Below are 19,085 nucleotides of genomic sequence, written 5' to 3' on the forward strand. Positions count from 1 at the left end.
CCCGTGCACGGCGAATACAAGGTCCCCGGCGGAAAGCTCGTCGTCGTCGACCTCGAGGTGGTCGACGGCCGCATCAGCGGATTCCATCTCGCAGGCGATTTCTTCCTCGAGCCCGACACGGCGCTCGACGACATCGACGCCGCCGTCAACGGGCTCCCGGCCGAGACGGATGCGGCCGCCATCGCCGCGGCGGTTCGGGGCGCCCTGCCGCAGGGGGCCCAGCTGCTCGGCTTCACCCCGGAGGCGGTCGGCACGGCGGTGCGCCGCGCGCTGGTCACGGCTCCCGGCTGGAAGGACTTCGACTGGGAGGTCGTGCACGAGCCGCCCGTCTCGCCGCGCATGAACCTCGCGCTCGACGAGGTGCTCACCACGCGTGTCGGCGACGGGCGCCGTCGCCCCACGCTGCGGCTGTGGGAGTGGAACGAGTCGGCCGTCGTCATCGGATCGTTCCAGTCGTTCCGCAACGAGGTCGACCCCGAGGGGGCCGTGCGCCACGGCTTCGATGTCGTGCGGCGCATCTCCGGCGGCGGGGCGATGCTGATGGGCGCCGGATCGATCGTGACCTACTCGCTCTACGTGCCCGCCACGCTCGTGGCCGGCATGACCTTCGCCGACTCGTACGCCTTCCTCGACGACTGGGTGCTGCAGGCGCTGCGCGGCATGGGGGTCGAGGCGACCTACCAGCCGCTCAACGACATCGCCTCGCCGCAGGGCAAGATCGGCGGCGCCGCCCAGAAGCGGCTGGCCAACGGCGGCGTGCTCCACCACGCCACGCTCTCCTACGACATGGACGGCGCGGTGCTCACCGACGTGCTGCGCATCGGGCGGGAGAAGCTCAGCGACAAGGGAACCGTCTCGGCCGCCAAGCGCGTCGATCCCCTCCGGCGGCAGACGGGTCTGTCGCGCGAGGAGATCCTGGAACGCCTCGCATCCACCTTCACCAGCCTCTACGGCGCCGATCGGGGCACGATCAGCGCGGAGGAGTACGCCGAGGCCGAGAAGCTCGTGGCGTCGAAGTTCGCCACCGACGCGTGGCTGCACCGGGTGCCGTGACCGCCGAAGAGGACGGACCGGGAGAGGTCGTCATCCACCACGGCGACAATCTCGAGGTGGCACGCGGGCTCGAATCGGGCGCCTACACGCTCGTCTATCTCGACCCGCCGTTCAACACCGGCCGCGCCCAGCGTCGTGCCGTCGAGACCGCCGTCTGGCGCATCGCGGAGCCGCCCGACGCCGCCGCGCCGTCGCCCGACGACGCCGCCGCCTCGCCCGATGCCGGCGCGGACGCCGACGCCGCCGCGGCCTCGCCCGATGCCGGCGCGCTCTCGCCCGATGCCGATGGTCCGTCGTTCACAACTCCTCAAGATCGGCACGTAGAGGCTCCCTCCGGGGCCGAATCGCCGCACCAGGGCGCGGTTCCGAGGAGTTCTGAACGGCGCGAGGAGCCGCCGGTGGTCCGGCGCGGCTTCCACGGACGAGAGTACGAGCGCCTCCGCGGCGACCTGCGAGCCTACGACGATCGGTTCGACGACTACTGGGGCTGGCTCGAGCCGCGGCTGGGGGAGGCCTGGCGGCTCCTCGCCGACGACGGCACGCTCTACCTGCACCTGGACTACCGCGAGGCGCACTACGCCAAAGTGCTGATGGACGCGCTCTTCGGCCGCGAGCGGTTCCTCAACGAGCTGATCTGGGCCTACGACTACGGGGCGAAATCCCGGCGCCGGTGGCCCACCAAGCACGACACGATCCTCGTGTACGTCAAGAACCCGGCGACCTACTGGTTCGACTCCGACGCGGTCGACCGGGAGCCCTACATGGCGCCGGGGCTCGTGACGCCGGAGAAGGCCGCCCGGGGGAAGCTCCCCACCGACGTCTGGTGGCACACGATCGTCCCGACCACGGGCCGCGAGAAGACCGGCTACCCGACACAGAAGCCCGAGGGCATCCTCCGTCGCATCGTGCAGGCCTCCAGCCGGCCCGGGGACCGCGTACTCGACCTCTTCGCCGGTAGCGGCACCACCGGCGCGGTCGCCTCGGCGCTCGGCCGCCGCGCAGACCTCGTCGACGCCAACCCCGACGCGATCGCGGTGATGGCGGCCCGCATCCCGCACGCCCGCGTCGACGTCGGGAGCGATTCCACGCGGGGCGAGACGGCGGTGGAGGTCGCCCCCTAGGCTGAGCGGGTGCGATTCGGAATCTTCATCCCGCAGGGCTGGCGTCACGACCTCGTCGACATCGAGCCGACCGATCAATGGCGTGTGATGTGCGCCCTGGCGCAGCGCGCCGACGCCGCGGCGTGGGAGTCGCTGTGGGTCTACGACCACTTCCACACCGTGCCGGTGCCGACCGACGAGGCCACCCACGAGGCGTGGACGCTCATGTCGGCCTTCGGTGCGGCCACCGACCGCATCCGTCTCGGCCAGATGTGCACGTGCATGGGCTACCGCAACCCCGCCTACCTGGCGAAGGTCGCCGCCACCGTCGACCACGTGTCGGCCGGACGCACCGAGATGGGGATCGGCGGCGGCTGGTACGAGCACGAATGGACCGCGTACGGCTACGGCTTCCCGCGCATCGGCGAGCGACTCGGGATGCTGCGCGAGGGCGTCGAGATCATGCGCCAGGCCTGGACGACCGGCACGGCCACACTCGCCGGGAAGCACTACCAGGTCGACGGCGCGATCGTGCGGCCGCTGCCCGTGCAGGACGGCGGCATCCCGATGTGGATCGCCGGCAGCGGCGAGAAGGTGACGCTGCGCATCGCGGCGGAATACGCCTCGTACACGAACTTCGCCGGCAGCCTCGAGGAGTTCGACCACAAGGACGCGGTGCTCCGTGGTCACTGCGACGACATCGGTCGCGACCAGGCGGAGATCGTCCGCAGCTCGAATTTCAACACGATCGTGGGGGAGACCGAGGCGGAGGCGTCCGAGCGGCTCGCCGCCGTCGTCGCCCGCGTGCGGCCGTACATCGGCGCCGAACGTGCCGACGCGCTCGAGCAGGAGTATCTCGCCTCGCCCGGCTTCGGCACGGTCGAGCAGGTGGCCGAGCGCCTCGCCGAGCGCGGGCGGCACGGTCTCGGCTACGCCATCCACTACTTCCCCGAGGCCGCCTACGACACCTCCGGCATGGACCTCTTCGAGCGCCACGTCATCCCGTCCCTCGCCTGACCCGCTCCGCCGGCGGGCGTGCAGGCGAGGGTCGGTGCCGCGGCCGCCGGTGAACAACACAGGAGATCCGCGCGCAACACCCGCTGAGAGCCACCGGCAGCCCGGAATCCGACTGTTTCTCCTGTCTTGTTCACACCATGTGGCCTGCGTCGCGTCGCCGCTCGCCTGCACCCGACCCGGATACTCCTCTCGTGACGAGACGCGGGCGCGCTGCGCTCCGCCGGTGAACAACACAGGAGATCCGCGCGGTGTGGCCGCTATCCGGGCGCCCACGGCCCTTTCCCCGTCGTTTCTCCTGTGCTGTTCACCGGAGGCGGCCGCGGCCACTTCTCCTCCCCGGCTCGGCAGTTGCCGCATCGATCCACAGGGTGGTCGCGACTTGCCCGGACGTCTGCGGCATCCGGGCACGGTTGGCCGATGGCCAGACATGCCGAACCCGCCCCGCTTCTCGCCCGTCGCCGCGATCTGCGCGAGGAAGGCGTCACGGATCGCGACCTCGCGCGAGCCGTGACGGCGGGCACGCTCCTGCACCCGCGACGAAACGCCTATCTTCCGATGGGCGTGCCCGTCGACACGGTGGACGCGGTGAGCATCGGGGGCCTGTTGACGTGCACGTCCGAGCTGCGTCGCGCCGGCGTCTTCGTGATGGAGCGCGCCGATCTCGACGTTCATCTTCCGGAGCACGCCTCCCGTGTGCCCGGGATATCCCGGCCGGTGCGGCGTCACTGGGGGCGGTTGGTCCGTCGCCCACACCCGTGCGCCACCTCCGTCGAACCGCTCGACGCGGTCGCGTGCGCGGTGAGGTGCCAGAGTCCTCGCGCGGCGATCGCCTCGATCGACTCGGCGCTGCAGCGGGGGTATGTGCACCGCGACGACCTGCGGGAACTGTTCGGCGCGCTCGCCGGGAGGTACACGGCCCTACTGCCCCTGGTCGACGGCAGAGCTGAGTCGGGACCGGAGACACTGGTGCGGCTGATCCTTCGGGCCCTCGGCCTGCGTTACGAGGTGCAGGTCCGGATCACCGGCGTCGGGCGGGTCGACTTCCTCGTCGACGGGTGGCTCATCATCGAGTGCGACAGCGAGGAGTTCCACTCCGATTGGGAGGCGCAGCGCCGCGACCGTCGTCGGGATCAGGCGGCTGCCGCGCGTGGCTTCGCGGTGTATCGGCCGATCGCGGAAGACATCATGTGGGGACCGGAGGAGGTGGTCGCAGCCATCCGCGGACTCTTCTCGGGCACCGCCGGAGGCGCTCTGTCGCGGCGCGTTGCGTGAACAACACCGGAGATCTGTGGCGCGTCGGCCCTGTGGAGGCCAGGAGCGCGGGATTCGCCCGGAATCTCCTGCGTTGTTGACGCGCGCGGCGGCGTTGTCTACGCGCGAGGCGGCGTTGTCGACGTGGGAGGCGGAGTCACACGCGCCGAGTCACAGGAGACTGGTCAGCACGCGACGGGTCACACGAGCGGGGCGACGGAGCGGTAGCCGTCGGCAATCACCCCGGGCAGCGGCCCTGACCCGCCGAAGACGCGGGTGGTGCCGGGCGCCTCCGACCATGGTCGCCACCCCGGGTCTCCCGTGCGGGCGAAGGCGGCGGCGCTGTCGTGCACCGCGGCCGCGAGGGCCCGCGGCGGAGCCTCGCCGGCGATCGCGGCGACCCGCTCCGCGGAGAGCACGTCAAACCAGAAGGGCACGTCGAGACAGTGCAGCGCCCAACCCTTCGTCGGCGACACCCACGAGAACCGGTAGGCCCACGTCGGGGCGGGCGCGCCCTCCCGCGCCTGCGCGACGCGCGCCACGAGCGACCGGAAGACGACATCGCCGAGGTATCGGCCGAGGACCGCGGCCGTGCCTCGGCGGCGCTGCTCGGCGTTCGCCGCGAGGTAGTCGCGGCGCCGCCCCCGCTCGACGCCGAGCAGTCCCAGGGCGATACCCGCCGGCACCACGCGAAGGGGCCGTCGCGCCCGGTCGGTGATGAAGGTCATCTCGTCATCGACCGCGCCGATCACCAGCGGGATGTCGTCTCCCGCGCCGTCGCGGATCGCATCCACCGTGGGTCGTTCGATGAGTTCACCGTCGACGGCGGGTCCCCACGACAGCGCGTCGTCGACGAGCGCCCGGAGCGCCTCGAGTCTCGAGCCGGACTCCGGTCTCGCTGCCCGACGCTCGAGGGCGGGGAGATCCTCGCGCGGCACGGCACCGAATCCCTCCCGCGTGGCGGGCACGCCGGCGAGGTGTGCGATCCTCGCCGACAGTGAGCGTGCCGTCTCGGGCGAGACGTCGGCGAGGGCGGGCGACATCGCCCACGCCGCGCGGAACAGTCCGCGTGCGGCGGGGAGCGCGAGCAGGGTGAGCACGGCTCCGCCGCCGGCAGACTGGCCCGCGAGCGTCACGCGGTCGGGGTCGCCGCCGAACGCGGCGATGTTCTCCCGCACCCACTCCAGCGCGGCGACCCAGTCCCGCACCCCGCGATTCGCCGGGGCGCCCGGAACATGCCCGAACCCGTCGAACCCGAGCCGGTACGACAGGGTCACCGTGACGACACCGTCGCGCGCGAAGGCCGCGCCGTCGTACCAGGCGCTCGCGGGCGACCCCGAGACGTACCCGCCGCCGTGGATGTAGACGATGACCGGCAGGTGGTCGCCACCAGGCGCGGGTGTGAAGACGTTCACCGACAGGATGTCCTCTCCCGCGATCGCCGGTTCCGGGATGAGCGTCTCGCCGCCGTCGATCCGCTGCGGGGTCGCGCCGAATCCGGTCGCGTCGCGCTCGCCGTCCCAGGGCGTACGCGGCACGGGCGCGGCGAACCGCAGGTCGCCCACCGGCGGCTCGGCGTACGGAATGCCGAGGAAGGCCGCCGAACGGATGCCGTCGACGTCGCGCCACCGGCCGCGCACGCGGCCTGCGGAGGTATCGGCGACCGGATCGGCGCTCACGTCGCATCCTCCCTGGGCGGCACGAGGATGTCGAGGAGCGCGCCGGTCGCGGCGGCCATGTCGAGGTCGGGCTCGAGCATCCACTGCAGCTGCAGGCCGTCGGCAACCGCCTGCAGCAGGCGCCCGGCTGTCTCCGGGTCGACGCGCGGGTCGAGGCGATCCTCGATGGCCTCGGCGAGGGTCTCTCGCAGGCGCCTGTTCCGCTCGATGAAGTAGTCGTGCGCCGGGTGCTCCGCGTCCGCGGCGTCGACGGACAGCGCGGCGAACAGGTGCACCAGTCCCGGCACGCGCTGGTTGTGGCGGATGACGCCGACCCAGCCCTCGCGCATGGCGTCGTCGTGCGTCCGGTCGCCGGTCGCGGCGCCGAGCGCGGCATTGTCGAGCTCGTCGCGCTTGCGGAGGATCTCCGTGAACAGCTGCTCCTTCGTGCCGAAGTAGTGCAGGAGCCCGGCCTGGCTGAGGCCGACGGCCTCGGCCAGGTCTTTGACGGATGTGCGACGGAACCCCTCGCGCGCGATCACGTCGAGGGCTCGCTCGAGGATCTCCTCCCGCTTCGCCACGCCCTTCGCGTAGGAACCTCTTCGTGCCATGGGAGAAGTAAACCGAACAATGCTCGAACCTCAAAGCCAAATGTCGTATGGCTTATGTGTCTGCTCGCGTGCCGGGTCAGAGACGGGATGCGGCGATGCCGACGACATACACGGCGCACGCCGTGCCGATGGTCACCAGGGCTCCGAGCATGAGAACCAGCGCCGCCCCGTCGGTCGGCAGCTCGCCGTCGGTGCTCAGGGCCTGGTGCGCCCGGCGATAGCGGTGCCCGGCGGCGACGTAGGCGGCGATGGCCATGACCAGCCCCACCACCCCGAAGGCGATCGCGGCGACCCCGAGGATCTCGGCGGCGAAGCGCACCGAGACGAGGCTCGCGACCGCGAGGGCCAGGCACGTGCGACGCCACGACAGGAGCGTCCGCTCGGGCTGCAGGCCGGGGTCGAACGGGCGGTCGGTCACCGCAGCTCCAGCACGAAGCCGGCGAGCACGAGGCCGACGGCGACCACGACGCCCACGACGATGATCAGGGCGGTCGCGGGCGCGGGCAGGGCGCTGCTGCGACGGAGCGCGCGTTCGGTGCGGGCCCAGCTCAGCCATGCGTGCACGGCGGCCAGCAGGCCCAGGAGCACGAAGATCAGGGCGGCGGCGAGGCGGAAGCCGGTGTTCTCGGGAAGTTCGAGAGCCTCGAGCGCGACCCCGCCGGCCATGAGGGCGAGGGCCGTGCGCACCCACGCGAGAAAGGTGCGCTCGTTGGCGAGACTGAACCGCGGGTCGGGTTCGTCGCCCTCGCGGTAGACGGATGCGGGGAATCGTCGGGGGGTCTCGCTCACGCCGTCCTCCTGGTGCGGGTCGGTGGCTCACCCAGGCTACTCCGGCGCCGCCGCGCCCCCGTGCGCCGCGGCGGCGGCGGAGATTCACACCGACAGGAACGCCGAGAGAGCCTCGTTCACTTGGTCGGCGTGGGTCCACAGCAGGCCGTGCGGTGCCCCTTCGAGCTCGACGTACGTCGCCTGTGGCAGGAGATCCCGCAGCCGTCGGGCCGACGCGTCGATGGGCACGACGTTGTCGGCGGTGCCGTGCACGATCAGGCACGGGATGCCGCTCGCGGCCACTTCGGCGATGTCGGCGCGGAAGTCGGTCGGCCACGTCAGCGTCGCATCGGCGATCGCGACGTTGCCCGCGTGCGCGGCCACCTGCACGTTCGCGTCGACGGCGTCTTGCGAGATGCGCCGGTCGAGGTTCTCCTCGAGGTTGTAGAAGCCCTCGAAGAACCCGCGCACGAAGGCGAAGCGGTCATCCCTCACCTGTGCGCGCAGGTCGTCGAAGAACCCCTGCGGCCCCGCGCCGTCGGGGTTGTCGTCGGTGGCGAGCAGGTAGGGGAGGATGCCGCTGAGCAGCCCGGCCTTGGCGACGCGGTCGGCGCCGTAGCGGCCCAGGTAGCGGGCGATCTCGCCGGTGCCCATGGAGAAGCCGAGGAGCACGGCGTCGCGAAGGTCCAGCTCTTCCATGAGTGCGTGGAGGTCGGCGGCGTACGTGTCGTAGTCGGCGCCGGAGGCGGTCTTCGTGGATGCCCCGAAGCCGCGCCGGTCGTAGGCGATGACGCGGTAGCCGGCATCCAGCAGCGGATACTGCTGCCGGGCCCACGACTCCCCGTTCAGCGGATAGCCGTGGATGAGCACGACCGGTGTTCCGGTGCTCGGTCCCTGGTCGGTGTAGTGGAGCTCGACGTCGACCGAGTTCTCGGTCCCGACGGTGATGTACGCCACGTGCGGTCGCCCTTCTCGCTGCGCTCCCGGGATGCCGGGGCGGACCGGAGTGTCCGATCCGCCGTCGACGCTACGGCCGGCGACACGTGCGAGCCAGGGCTTGACCGTCCGCGATGCGCGTGGTGGGGTACGGCCGCTGCGAGGCCTCAGGCGTCGCGGCCGGCGCCGGCGGCGGCGGTGACAGAGAACACGTGAGGGTCGGCGAAGCCGCGAGCGGCGAACGCACGCCGCACGGCGTCGGTCACGTCGGCGACCTTCTCGCGCGAGACCAGGGCGATCGCGGCCCCGCCGAACCCGCCGCCGGTCATGCGGGCGCCGATCGCGCCGGCGGCCAGCGCGGCATCCACCGCGGTGTCGAGCTCGGGCACCGAGATCTCGAAGTCGTCTCGCATCGACGCGTGCGAGGCGACGAGGAGCTCGCCGATCGCGGTGGGTCCGGCATCCCGCAGCACCGCCACGGTGTCCAGCACGCGCTGGTTCTCGGTCACGATGTGGCGCACGCGGCGGAACGTCACCTCGTCGACGCGCTCGGCCACCCGCGGCAGGTCGTCGACCGAGACGTCGCGGAGCGCCGCGACCTCCATCGCCGCGGCCCCGCGCTCGCAGGCGGCACGGCGCTCGCCGTAGCCGCCGGTGGCGTGGGAGTGCTTCACGCCGGTGTCCATCACGACGAGCTCGAGGTCGGCGGCGTCGAACCCGAGGTCGACGACCTCGGTGGCGAGCGTGCGGCAGTCCAGGAAGATGGCCGCGTCGGCTTCGCCCAGCATCGAGGCCATCTGATCCATGATCCCGGTGGGTGCTCCCACCGCATCATTTTCGGCGGTGCGTCCGGCCCGGGCGAGGGCGACCCGGTCGAGATCGAGCCCCCACGTGTCGGCGAGCGCGGTCGCCGTTGCCCCCTCGATCGCCGCGGACGACGACAGGCCCGCGCCCACCGGCACATCGGACGAGAAGGCCAGGTCGGCGCCGGTGACGTCGGTCGCGGCGGTTCCGGATGCGGCGAGCAGCGCCCACGCGACACCGAGCGGGTACCGGGCCCACTCCGGCACCTCGTCGCGACGCGCGGGGAACAGGGCCTCGAGTTCGGCGACCGGCACCTCGACCAGCACCGGGTCGACCTCCGACACGACCCGCAGCACGCCGTCGGTGCGTGGAGCCACCGCGACGTGCGTGCGGAAGGGGATGGCGAAGGGCAGCACGAAGCCGTCGTTGTAGTCGGTGTGCTCGCCGATGAGGTTCACTCGGCCCGGCGCCGACCACGTTCCCACCGGCTCGGCTCCGGTCAGCTCGCGGAAGAGCTCGCGTGCCTGCCGGGCGGTGTCGGATGCGGGTTCGGGCGAGGTCACAGGGACACCTCCGGGATGGATGCGACGGCCTCGCGCAGGCGGTCGGCGGCGGTTTCGGGCGGGATGTCGCCGATCCAGGCCCCCATGGCGGCCTCGGATCCGGCGAGGTACTTCAGCTTGTCGGCGGCGCGGCGCGGGGAGGTCAGCTGCAGGTGCAGGCGCGCCGTGTCGCGTCCGACGGCGACCGGGGCCTGGTGCCACGCGGCGATGTACGGCGTGGGGGTGTCGTACAGGGTGTCGACGCCGCGGAGCAGACGCAGGTAGACCGTCGCGAGTTCGTCGCGCTCGGCATCCGTCAGCTCGGTGAAGTCGGCGGCATGGCGCCGGGGTGCGAGGTGCAGTTCGATCGGCCAGCGCGCCGCGAAGGGCACGTAGGCGAGCCAGTGCTCGGCTTCGAGCACGACGCGGGGACCGGCCGCCTCGAACGCGACGATGCGCGCGAACAGGTCGTCGCCCTCGCGGGCGATCGAGCGCAGCAGCGACTGGGTGCGGGGAGTGATGTACGGATAGGAGTAGATCTGACCGTGCGGGTGCTGAAGGGTGACCCCGATCTCTTCGCCGCGGTTCTCGAACGGAAACACCTGCGCGATGCCGGGCAGGGAGGAGAGCGCGGCGGTGCGATCGGCCCACGCCTCGATGACGGTGCGGGCGCGTGTGGCGCTCTGGGTGCCGAACGACCCCGCGTGCTCGGGGCTGAAGCACACGACCTCGCAGCGTCCGACCGACGTGCGGGTGCGGCCGAGCCCCGGAGCGTCGAGGTCGTCGAGGCTCTGCGGCGCATCGTCGGCTGCGGGTGCGTCGCCGGTGGCGCGGGCCAGGGCCGGGCCGAACGAGGGCGACTTGTTCTCGAACACCGCGACGTCGTAGACGGAGGGCACCTCCGACGGGTTGGTCGCGGTCTGCGGGGCGAGCGGATCGAGGTGCGCCGGCGGCAGGAACGCGCGGTTCTGACGTGCCGCGGCGATCGAGACCCAGTCGCCGGTGAGCACATCCCGCCGCATCGTCGCGGTGGCGGGGCGCGCATCCAGGGTGCGGGCGTCAATGGCGCGCTCGGCCGGCAGCGACGTGTCCGGGTCGTCGAAGTAGATCAGCTCGCGGCCGTCGGCGAGGCGGGTGGCCCGCTTGACGACGCCGCCGGACAGCTCGGCCGTGAAGAACTCAGGTGTGTTCACGTCAACACGGTACCTGGAGGGGTGTGTTAGCGTCAACATGCCTGCGTTGTTCACCCGATGACGCGGGTCGGTGCGAGAGGGGAACGCATGCCGAGGCGGATCGCGGGACAGGTGCGGCGGGTCTCGATGGCTGACGTGGCCGCGCGCGCCGGCGTCTCCGGACAGACGGTCTCGCGCGTGGTCAACGGCAGCCCGCGGGTGGATCCGGCGACGCGGGCGCGCGTCGAGGCGGCGATGGCCGAGCTGGGCTACCGGCCGCATCGCGCGGCACGTGCGCTGCGCACCGGTCGCACCCACACCATCGGGCTCGTGGTGTCGACCCTCGCCACGGTCGGCAACTCGCGCATGCTGCAAGCGGTCTCGGATGCGGCCGCGTCCCGGGGCCTCGCCCTCGTCGTGGTCACGCTGCACGCCGAGGTCGACGGCGGCATCGCGTCGGCCTTCGAGCGGCTCGAGGACCAGGGCGTCGACGGTGTAGTCGTGCTGAACGAGGCGACCCTCCTCGCACGGGACGTCGCACCGCCGGAGGGCCTGCGGCTGGTCGTCGTCGACGCGCCCGCGGAGGATGCGGCGGGGCCGGGGAGTTCCGCACATCCCGCCACCGCCTCGCCGCGGAACGGTCGGCCGGGTGCCGGGCAGGCGGGTGCCGGGCAGGCGGGTGCCGGGCGCACCGGTACCGCGCAGACCGACCATGCCGGCGGCGCGCGGGCGGCGACACGGCACCTCATCGCGCTCGGTCATACGCGCATCCGTCACCTCGCCGGTCCGCTGGGCAGCTACGCGGCGGCCGAGCGCGAGCGCGGTTGGCGCGAGGCGCTCGAGAATGCGGGGCTCGAGGTCGCGGAGCCGCTGCGCGGTGCGTGGACGTCGGGCGCCGGCCACACCGCCGCGGCACTGCTTGACGACGCCGCGACGGCGGTGTTCTGCGCGAACGACCAAATGGCGCTCGGGATGCTCCGGGGCCTCGCCGAGCGGGGGCTCGACGTTCCCGCGGACGTGAGCGTGGTCGGATTCGACGACGTGCCGGACGCCCGGGACTACCGGCCGCCGCTGACGACCGTGCGGCAGGACTTCGACGCGCTCGGCGAGGCTGCCGTATCGGCCCTCGTCGATGATTCGTCCGGGGGTGGCGCGGTCATCCCGGCCCAGCTCGTCGAACGGGTCAGCACGGCACCTCGACGGTGACCGCGTGTGCCGCGTCGCGCGGCCGCTGACTCCGCTGGGAGGCGGAGGCGGAGGATCCGACGGGCGGGGGATGCGGCGGGAGCGTCCTCGCGGGACGATCGATGCATGACGCGTTCATCCCTCACGCCCGGTACCGTCGTCGCAACGCCTCGCGGGGAGGGGGAGGTCATCGACGTTCGAGCGACGCCATCGGGGAAGTTCGTCGTCGGGGTCGAGATCGAGACCGGCGAGGTCGTCCATGTGACGGGGGGCACCGCGCGGCCGGTCGACGCCTAGTTGTGATGTCCAGGGACGTTGCTACGTGAATCGCGAGTGATTTGCTGACGGGCGAGGGCCTCCCGTTGTGAAGTGGAGCTGTCTAGGAACCGCTTCGTGCAACAGGAGGCCCTCGTGTCCCACGCTAATGCTGCTCTCACGCCCCGCGCACGGCTCAGGCTCGCGCGATTGATCGTCGAGGATCGGTGGCCGGCGACGGCCGCCGCAAAGATGTTCATGGTGTCGCCGATCACCGCTCGTAAGTGGGCCGCCCGGTTCCGTGCCGAGGGCGCCGCCGGGATGACCGATCGGCCCAGTCGGCCCCGGTCGATGCCGAGCAAGACACCAGCGCGGACGGTCAAGCAGATCGTGCGGTTGCGGTGGCGGCGTCGCCTGGGTCCAGCGCAGATCTCGGAGGAGCTCCAGATCCCGGCCTCGACGGTCCACGCGGTGCTGGTCCGGTGCCGGATCAGTCGGCTCAGCCATATCGACCGGGTCACGGGCGAGCCGATCCGCCGCTACGAGCACGACCATCCCGGTTCACTGCTGCACGTCGACGTCACGAAGTTCGGCAACATTCCTGACGGCGGCGGATGGCGATACGTCGGCAAGCAGCAGGGCGACCGGAACCGCGAGACCACGGCGAAGCGCACCGGGAAACGGAGGGGCTACGAACCCAACGTCGGGACCGCGTTCCTCCACACCGTCGTTGATGACCACTCGCGTGTTGCCTACGTCGAGATCTGCCCCGACGAGAAGGCCGTCACCGCGATCGGCGTGCTCGAGCGCGCCGTCGCGTGGTTCGCCGACCGCGGCGTGACTGTCGAACGGGTGCTCTCGGACAACGGGTCGGCCTACAAGTCGTTCGCCTGGCGAGACGCCTGCGCTGGGCTGGGCATCACGCACAAACGGACGCGGCCCTACCGACCGCAGACGAACGGCAAGATCGAGCGATTCCACCGCACCCTCGCCGATGGGTGGGCTTACGCCCGGTTCTACCGATCCGACTCTGAGCGTCGCGAAGCGCTACCAGGCTGGGTCCACTTCTACAATCACCACAGGCGCCACTCCGCAATCGGAGCCCCGCCCCTCACCAGACTCAACAACCTGCCTGGACATCACACCTAGTCGCTTCGTCCTTTCGAGTGGAATACGCTTTCCGTGGGATGCTCCACCGGAGTCCATCCCATCGCGACCGCGTCGACGAAGGAGTGGCATGACCGGAGCGACCGAGGGCCGTCCTCCAGGCACCGTGGTGCTCGCGGTGGACTCGTTCAAAGGCTCGATCGCCGCAGACGCCGCCGCTGACGCGCTTGAAGCGGGGTGGCACCACGTGCGACCGGGCGACCGGATCGTGCACCGGCCGATGGCGGACGGCGGCGAAGGCACCGTCGCCGCCTTCGCGGCGGCCGTGCCCGGGGCGACGCTCATGCCCGTGACGGTCGATGGACCGGAGGGCGCGCCCGTCGAGGCGCACTGGCTGCTGCTTCCGCCGACCGCCGACGCCGACGCCGACGCCGGCACCGGGGTCGTCGAACTCGCCGGCACCTCGGGCATCGAGCTGCTGGGAACGCCCCCGCGACTCCGGCCGCTCGACGCCGACACACGCGGCTTCGGGCAGGCGATCGCCGCCGCGCTCGACCACGGCGTCTCGCGGTTGGTCCTCGGGATCGGTTCGAGCGCGTCGACGGACGCGGGGGTGGGGATGCTCGCCGCGCTCGGCGCGCGCGTGCTCGACGTCGACGGCGCGCCCGTCGCTCCCGGTGCGCGCGGACTCGGCGATGTGGCCGAGGTCGATCTGTCGGGTCTCGCCCCGCTTCCAGCCGGCGGCGTCCGTGTGTTGAGCGACGTCACGCATCCGCTGACGGGCCCGCGGGGAGCGGCAGCCGTCTTCGGTCCGCAGAAGGGTCTGGGTGGGGACGACATCCCGGCTGTGGATGCAGCGCTCGCCCGCCTCGCCGACCTCGTCGGGGTCGACCCGGACGCACCCGGTTCGGGTGCCGCCGGCGGTACCGGCTTCGCCCTGCGCCTGTGGGGCGGCGATCTCGTTCCCGGCGCCGAAGAGGTCGCCGAGCTCATCCGGCTCGCCGACGCGATCGGCGGCGCCGCCGTCGTCGTCACGGGCGAGGGCGCATTCGACGGCCAGTCGGCCGCCGGCAAGGTGCCGTCCCGGGTGCACCACCTGGCGGCGGTTGCCGGCGTGCCCGCGATGCTCGTCGCCGGCCGCATCTCGCCCGAGGCCGACACCTCGGCCTTCGCCGCCACCGCGTCGCTGACCGACCTGGCGGGAACGCCGGAGGCGGCCATGGCCGACCCCGCGACGTGGCTCGCGCAAGCCGGCGCCGCCCTCGCCGCATCCCTCTGACCTTCCTCCGTCCACCCGACCTCCTCCGCCTCTGACCCCGCCGCCTGCCCGCCCCCGGTCGCCCCGACCTCCCTCCGCCCGCGTGCTGGTGCCTAACTCAGGCTGAGGAGGTCCAGATGCGGCCTGGTATCGATTTCCCGGCCCGGTGAGTGCCATCCAGCCTGAGTTGGCGCACGTCGCCGGTCAGGCCGCCCGACAACTCACACCTCGTGCGGGCGTCGGCGTCTTTGCCGTCTGTCCCCTGGCGCGGCACCGGATGGTCGACTCGATGCCGCACCGGAGTCTCACCCCACCGTGTGCACCAATTCAGGCTCGGGGAGTTCGGGTACGGCCGAGAGGTCGGAATTCCGGCGGCTCGTGGTCCCCCAGCCTGAGTTGGTGCCCGTCGCCCGTCGAGACGCCGACAGGTGACACCACGTGCGGGGGTTCGGCGCCTTCTGTCGTCTGTCGCCCGGTGAGGCAAGGTCTCGACTCGATGCCGCCCCGGTGTCACACCCGACGTGTGCACCAACTCAGGATGGAGGAGCCCGGGTACGGCCGGGAGGCCTGGAATCCGGGCCGTTCGGTTCGCCCAGCCTGAGTTGGGGCACGACGTGAGCGGAGACGCGGCCCCCACCATCGCCGGGGCCACCGCCCGGCCGCAGCCTATCGTCGCCGGCCCGCGCCGCCCGGCCGCAGCCCGTCGTTGCCAGCCCGCGGCGTCACCGCCCCACCGTCGCCGGAGCCCCGCGGCCCACCGGAGCCCCGCGGCCCGCCGGAGCCCCGTGGCTCGCCGGAGCCCCAGCCTCGCCGGAGCCCCCCACGTCACTTCCCCACCGTCGCCGGAGCCCCGCGGCCCACCGGAGCCCGGCGGCACCGCGTCAGGGGAGGGTGAGGATGCCGTTCCGGCGGTGCGGGAGCGACGGGAAGGCGTCGTCGCGCAGCACCGGGGGCAGCAGACGCTGCGGGGCGTCCTGGAAGACGATCGGCCGCAGGAACCGGCGGATCGCCGTCGCGCCGACCGAGGTGTGCAGCGAGGTGGTCGCCGGCCACGGACCGCCGTGCTGCTGCGCCCACGTCACCGCCACGCCGGTTGGCCAGCCGGCGAACAGCACGCGTCCGGCCTTGCGCTGCAGCACCTCGAGCACGTCGTCGACGGCGTCGTCGTCCTCGGCGTGCAGGGTGGCCGTGAGGCTGCCCGGCACCGCCTCCAGGGCACGCTGCAGCGCGGCGTCGTCGGCGTACTCGACCAGCAGCGTCACGGGGCCGAAGCACTCCTCGAGCAGCGTCTCGGGCCGATCCGCGACGGCGGCGGCGTCGGTCCTCAGCACGACCGGCTGCGCGGTGCCCTCGGCCTGTTCGGCCGATCCGGCGACGACCGAGACCGACGGGTCGGCCTCGAGGTGCGCGAGACCGGACGGGAACGCCGCGGTGATGCGATCGGTAAGCAGCGGCCCACCGGATGCGCCCGGAACGAGGCGCGCGACGAGCTCGTCGAAGCCGGATCCGGTCGGGACGAACACCACACCCGGCTTGGTGCAGAACTGCCCGACTCCGAGCGTGAACGAGGCGACCAGGCCCTGCGCGAGCGCCTCACCGCGCCGCGCGACGGCGGCCGGGGTGAGAACCACGGGATTGACGCTGCCGAGCTCGCCGTAGAAGGGGATGGGGTCCTCTCGCCCGGTCGCCAGGTCGAACAGGGCGCGTCCGCCGCCCAGCGAGCCGGTGAACCCGGCGGCCTGGATCGAGGGATGCTGCACGAGGGCGTTGCCGGCTTCGCGGCCCTCGACGAGACCGAGCGAGCCCGCGGGTGCTCCCGCCGCTTCCAGGGCCGCGGCGACGATCTCGGCGGTGCGCTCGGACAGGCGGGGATGGCCGGAGTGCGCCTTCACGACCACGGGGTTCCCGGCCGCGAGGGCCGAGGCGGTGTCGCCGCCGGCGACGGAGAACGCGAAGGGGAAGTTCGAGGCCGAGAACACCGCCACCGGGCCGACGCCGGTGAGCATCCGTCGCAGTTCGGGGCGCGGCGGGGTGGCGGCGCCGTCGGCGTCGTCGATCGTGATCTCGAGGTACGAGCCCTCCTCGACGACGCTCGCGAACAGGCGCAGCTGGCCGGTCGTGCGCCCGACCTCGCCGCGCAGGCGGGTCTCGCCGAGGCGGGTCTCCTCGTCGGCGATCGCGACGAGCTCGTCGGCGTGCGCGTCGAGTGCGTCGGCTGCGGCGCGCAGCCAGCGGGCGCGGTCGTCGGCCGACGAGGTGCGCCACGCCGGCGCGGCCTCCGCGGCGGCGGACACGAGGCGGTCGAGGTCGGTGATGCTGGTGCTCATGATTGCTCCCGAGTGGTCGCAGGCGGTCAGGTGAAGCGGATGCCGAGCCCGACATGGTCGGTCTCGGTGAGGGCGCCGTTGTGGATGCGGACGGGCGAGGGGTCCCGCAGGGCGTTGAGCTCGCCGAAGCCGGCGTCTTCGACGTCTTCGACGAGCGGATCCGTCACGCCGGGGACACCGCGCAGGCACAGCGCCAGCTGTCCCGAGAGCTCCGGCAGCAGGTGCGGATGCACGGCGGCACCGTACTCGGCCGCGACGGCGGCGATCCCCAGAAACGGCGTGATGCCGCCGACGCGCACGACGTTCGGCTGCACGATCTGGGCGGCTCCGGTGCGCAGGAAGTCGTCGAAGCGGAAGACGTTGTGCAGATTCTCGCCCACGGCGATCGGGATGCGGCTGGAGGCCGCCAGACGCTCGGACAGCGCGATGTGCCCGGCCAGGTCGTCGGCGCGCAGCGGCTCCTCGATCCACGCCGGCGCCACCTCGGCGAGCACCTCGAGGTTCCGCGTCGCGCGGTCGAGGTCCCAGCGCTGATTCGCGTCGATCATGAGCGCGCGGTCGGGCCCGAGTACCTCGCGCACCGCACGCATGCGGTCGAGGTCCTCCGCGACGTCGGGCTTGCCGACCTTGACCTTCACGGCGTCGAAGCCGGCATCCACCCACCGTCGCGCCTGGGCGACGAGATCGTCGATCGGGTAATGCAGGTTCACGCCGGAGCCGTAGGCGCGGGCGCTGCGACGCTGCCCGCCGAGGAACCCGGTGAGCGACGTGCCCCGCTCGCGCGCCGCCGCATCCCACAGCGCGAGGTTGAGCCCGGCCATCGCGATGGTGGTGACCCCGCCGCCGCCGGCCTCGTGGAGGTGCTGCCACAGCGCCAGGGACTCCGAACCCGGGTCTGCCGAACGCCCGCGGGCGAAGGCGGCGACGTCGTTCGCGAGCATCGCGTGCACCGCTTCCGCGCCGATCTGCGGCGTCCACGAGAAGCCCCAGCCCTCCGCTCCGTCCGAGCGCACCACGTGCGTCTCGACGACACCGACGGAGGTGACTTCGGCGCCCCACGGGCGCGTCAGCGGCACCCGGATCAGCCGGGTCTCGAAGGTCGCGACGGTCGGATGCTCCTCCGCCGCAGCGACCGCGGTCACAGCAGGGCCCGTCCGGCCTCGAGGATCTCGGCCAGGCGCTCCTCCTGGGCGGGCGAGGGGTCGACGAGCGGGGCGCGCACGCCGCCGACCGGCATCCCCGACAGCCGCAGGCCCGTCTTGATGAGAGAGACGCCGAAGCCGGGGGTCTCGTCGCGCAGCGCGACGAGCGGGCGGAAGAACCCGTCGAGCAGCTGCAGGCGACGGTCCTCGTCACCGGCGATGTACGCACGGTAGTGGGCGGCGGCGACCTCGGGGATCATCGCGAACGCCGCCGAGGAATACAGCGGCACGCCGATGCCGCGGTACGCCCCCTGGGTGAGCTCGGCGGTGAGCAGGCCGTTGAAGAAGGCGAAATCGTCGCGGCCCTCCTCCGCGACCGCGCGCACGATCAGCTGCGCCGTGCCGATGTCGCCGGCCCCGTCCTTGAAGCCGATGACCTTGGGATTGCGCGCGAGGTGCCGCATCGCATCGACGGAGTACTGCGCGTTGGCGCGGTGGTAGACGACGACGGGCAGATCGGATGCCGCCGCGATCGCCTCGACGTAGGCGATCAGGCCCGCCTGCGGTCCGCCGACGAGGTACGGCGGGAGGACGAGGAGCGCGTCGGCTCCCGCATCCGCAGCCGCGCGTGCGACCCCGATCGCGTGGCCGAGCGGACCGCCGGCACCGGCGACGACGGGAACGCGCCCGGCGACCGTCTCGACCGTGGACCGCACGACCTGCGCGGCCTCATCCGTCGACAGGGCGTGGAACTCGCCCGTGCCGCACGCCGGGAACACCCCGCCCGGGCCGTGCTCCATCGTGGTGCCGACGTGGCGCCGCAGCAGCTCGTCGTCGACGCGGTCGTCGGCGTCGAAGGGCGTGACGGGGAAGAAGAGGATGCCGTCGAAGGCGATTCC

18 protein-coding genes are annotated in these 19,085 nt (G+C 72.5%); 8 read left to right on the forward strand and 10 right to left on the reverse strand.

From position 1 onward, the window contains the following. The first annotated feature begins 3 nt into the window (after positions 1 to 3). The 4 genes from ACGG9C_RS06385 to ACGG9C_RS06400 all read left to right on the forward strand — a co-directional run bounded on the left by ACGG9C_RS06385 (position 4) and on the right by ACGG9C_RS06400 (position 4,442). Entirely contained in the window at positions 4 to 1,053 is a 1,050-nt protein-coding gene (locus ACGG9C_RS06385; protein ID WP_390178414.1) for a biotin/lipoate A/B protein ligase family protein, read from the forward strand. Beyond that, positions 1,032 to 2,174 carry a DNA-methyltransferase gene (locus ACGG9C_RS06390; RefSeq protein ID WP_390178415.1) on the forward strand — a complete coding sequence of 381 codons (1,143 nt, stop codon included), beginning with the start codon at positions 1,032 to 1,034 and terminating at the stop codon, positions 2,172 to 2,174. Before ACGG9C_RS06385 ends, ACGG9C_RS06390 begins: the two co-directional genes overlap by 22 nt. 9 nt (positions 2,175 to 2,183) lie before the next feature. After that, positions 2,184 to 3,170 carry a TIGR03560 family F420-dependent LLM class oxidoreductase gene (locus ACGG9C_RS06395; protein ID WP_071044980.1) on the forward strand — a complete coding sequence of 329 codons (987 nt, stop codon included), beginning with the start codon at positions 2,184 to 2,186 and terminating at the stop codon, positions 3,168 to 3,170. A 417-nt stretch (positions 3,171 to 3,587) separates the two neighbouring features. After that, a complete protein-coding gene (locus tag ACGG9C_RS06400; RefSeq protein WP_228480837.1) occupies positions 3,588 to 4,442 on the forward strand; it encodes a DUF559 domain-containing protein in 855 nt (284 codons plus the stop codon). Between the two features lie 179 nt (positions 4,443 to 4,621). Here the strand turns inward: ACGG9C_RS06400 and ACGG9C_RS06405 are convergent, their stop codons facing one another. The 7 genes from ACGG9C_RS06405 to galT all read right to left on the reverse strand — a co-directional run bounded on the left by ACGG9C_RS06405 (position 4,622) and on the right by galT (position 10,933). Then, positions 4,622 to 6,100 (reverse strand): carboxylesterase/lipase family protein, encoded by a 1,479-nt coding sequence (locus ACGG9C_RS06405; RefSeq protein WP_194383848.1) that lies wholly within the window; start codon positions 6,098 to 6,100, stop codon positions 4,622 to 4,624. Next, the gene (locus tag ACGG9C_RS06410) at positions 6,097 to 6,690 is read right to left on the reverse strand and encodes a TetR/AcrR family transcriptional regulator (protein WP_194383847.1); all 594 of its coding nucleotides are present in this window, start codon (positions 6,688 to 6,690) and stop codon (positions 6,097 to 6,099) included. Before ACGG9C_RS06410 ends, ACGG9C_RS06405 begins: the two co-directional genes overlap by 4 nt. A 76-nt stretch (positions 6,691 to 6,766) precedes the next feature. After that, on the reverse strand, positions 6,767 to 7,108 hold the full coding sequence (locus ACGG9C_RS06415; RefSeq protein ID WP_194383846.1) for a DUF202 domain-containing protein: 342 nt from the start codon (positions 7,106 to 7,108) through the stop codon (positions 6,767 to 6,769). Then, positions 7,105 to 7,479, reverse strand: coding sequence for a YidH family protein (locus ACGG9C_RS06420; RefSeq protein WP_071044975.1), 375 nt, complete (start codon positions 7,477 to 7,479; stop codon positions 7,105 to 7,107). Before ACGG9C_RS06420 ends, ACGG9C_RS06415 begins: the two co-directional genes overlap by 4 nt. Positions 7,480 to 7,563: 84 nt before the next feature. Then, on the reverse strand, positions 7,564 to 8,415 hold the full coding sequence (locus ACGG9C_RS06425; protein WP_071044974.1) for an alpha/beta fold hydrolase: 852 nt from the start codon (positions 8,413 to 8,415) through the stop codon (positions 7,564 to 7,566). A gap of 146 nt (positions 8,416 to 8,561) precedes the next feature. Then, the gene (galK, locus tag ACGG9C_RS06430; protein WP_194383845.1) at positions 8,562 to 9,761 is read right to left on the reverse strand and encodes a galactokinase; all 1,200 of its coding nucleotides are present in this window, start codon (positions 9,759 to 9,761) and stop codon (positions 8,562 to 8,564) included. After that, positions 9,758 to 10,933 (reverse strand): galactose-1-phosphate uridylyltransferase, encoded by a 1,176-nt coding sequence (gene galT / locus ACGG9C_RS06435; protein ID WP_071044972.1) that lies wholly within the window; start codon positions 10,931 to 10,933, stop codon positions 9,758 to 9,760. The genes galK and galT overlap by 4 nt, the downstream gene beginning before the upstream one ends. 126 nt (positions 10,934 to 11,059) lie before the next feature. Here galT and ACGG9C_RS06440 point away from each other — a divergent pair, with 126 nt between their 5' ends. The 4 genes from ACGG9C_RS06440 to ACGG9C_RS06455 all read left to right on the forward strand — a co-directional run bounded on the left by ACGG9C_RS06440 (position 11,060) and on the right by ACGG9C_RS06455 (position 14,738). Beyond that, positions 11,060 to 12,118, forward strand: a complete 1,059-nt coding sequence (locus ACGG9C_RS06440) for a LacI family DNA-binding transcriptional regulator (protein ID WP_194385591.1) — start codon at positions 11,060 to 11,062, stop codon at positions 12,116 to 12,118. Between the two features lie 105 nt (positions 12,119 to 12,223). After that, the gene (locus ACGG9C_RS06445; protein ID WP_194383844.1) at positions 12,224 to 12,394 is read left to right on the forward strand and encodes a hypothetical protein; all 171 of its coding nucleotides are present in this window, start codon (positions 12,224 to 12,226) and stop codon (positions 12,392 to 12,394) included. A gap of 114 nt (positions 12,395 to 12,508) precedes the next feature. Continuing rightward, the gene (locus ACGG9C_RS06450) at positions 12,509 to 13,501 is read left to right on the forward strand and encodes an IS481 family transposase (RefSeq protein WP_194383843.1); all 993 of its coding nucleotides are present in this window, start codon (positions 12,509 to 12,511) and stop codon (positions 13,499 to 13,501) included. Between the two features lie 88 nt (positions 13,502 to 13,589). Continuing rightward, positions 13,590 to 14,738: a glycerate kinase gene (locus ACGG9C_RS06455; protein ID WP_194383842.1), complete on the forward strand. Its 1,149-nt coding sequence runs from the start codon at positions 13,590 to 13,592 to the stop codon at positions 14,736 to 14,738. An 860-nt stretch (positions 14,739 to 15,598) separates the two neighbouring features. Here ACGG9C_RS06455 and ACGG9C_RS06460 read toward each other — a convergent pair. From ACGG9C_RS06460 to ACGG9C_RS06470, 3 genes are read right to left on the reverse strand one after another with little or no spacing between them, the layout of a single operon-like run. Then, on the reverse strand, positions 15,599 to 17,044 hold the full coding sequence (locus ACGG9C_RS06460) for an aldehyde dehydrogenase (NADP(+)) (RefSeq protein ID WP_194383841.1): 1,446 nt from the start codon (positions 17,042 to 17,044) through the stop codon (positions 15,599 to 15,601). A gap of 26 nt (positions 17,045 to 17,070) precedes the next feature. Further along, positions 17,071 to 18,186 carry a mandelate racemase/muconate lactonizing enzyme family protein gene (locus ACGG9C_RS06465; protein ID WP_228480836.1) on the reverse strand — a complete coding sequence of 372 codons (1,116 nt, stop codon included), beginning with the start codon at positions 18,184 to 18,186 and terminating at the stop codon, positions 17,071 to 17,073. Continuing rightward, positions 18,183 to 19,082 carry a 5-dehydro-4-deoxyglucarate dehydratase gene (locus ACGG9C_RS06470; protein WP_194385589.1) on the reverse strand — a complete coding sequence of 300 codons (900 nt, stop codon included), beginning with the start codon at positions 19,080 to 19,082 and terminating at the stop codon, positions 18,183 to 18,185. The genes ACGG9C_RS06465 and ACGG9C_RS06470 overlap by 4 nt, the downstream gene beginning before the upstream one ends. Positions 19,083 to 19,085 lie beyond the last annotated feature (3 nt).

Origin of the sequence: Microbacterium sp. MTN4-26, assembly GCF_042846595.1 — a bacterium.
Taxonomy (GTDB): Bacteria; Actinomycetota; Actinomycetes; order Actinomycetales; family Microbacteriaceae; genus Microbacterium; species Microbacterium luteum.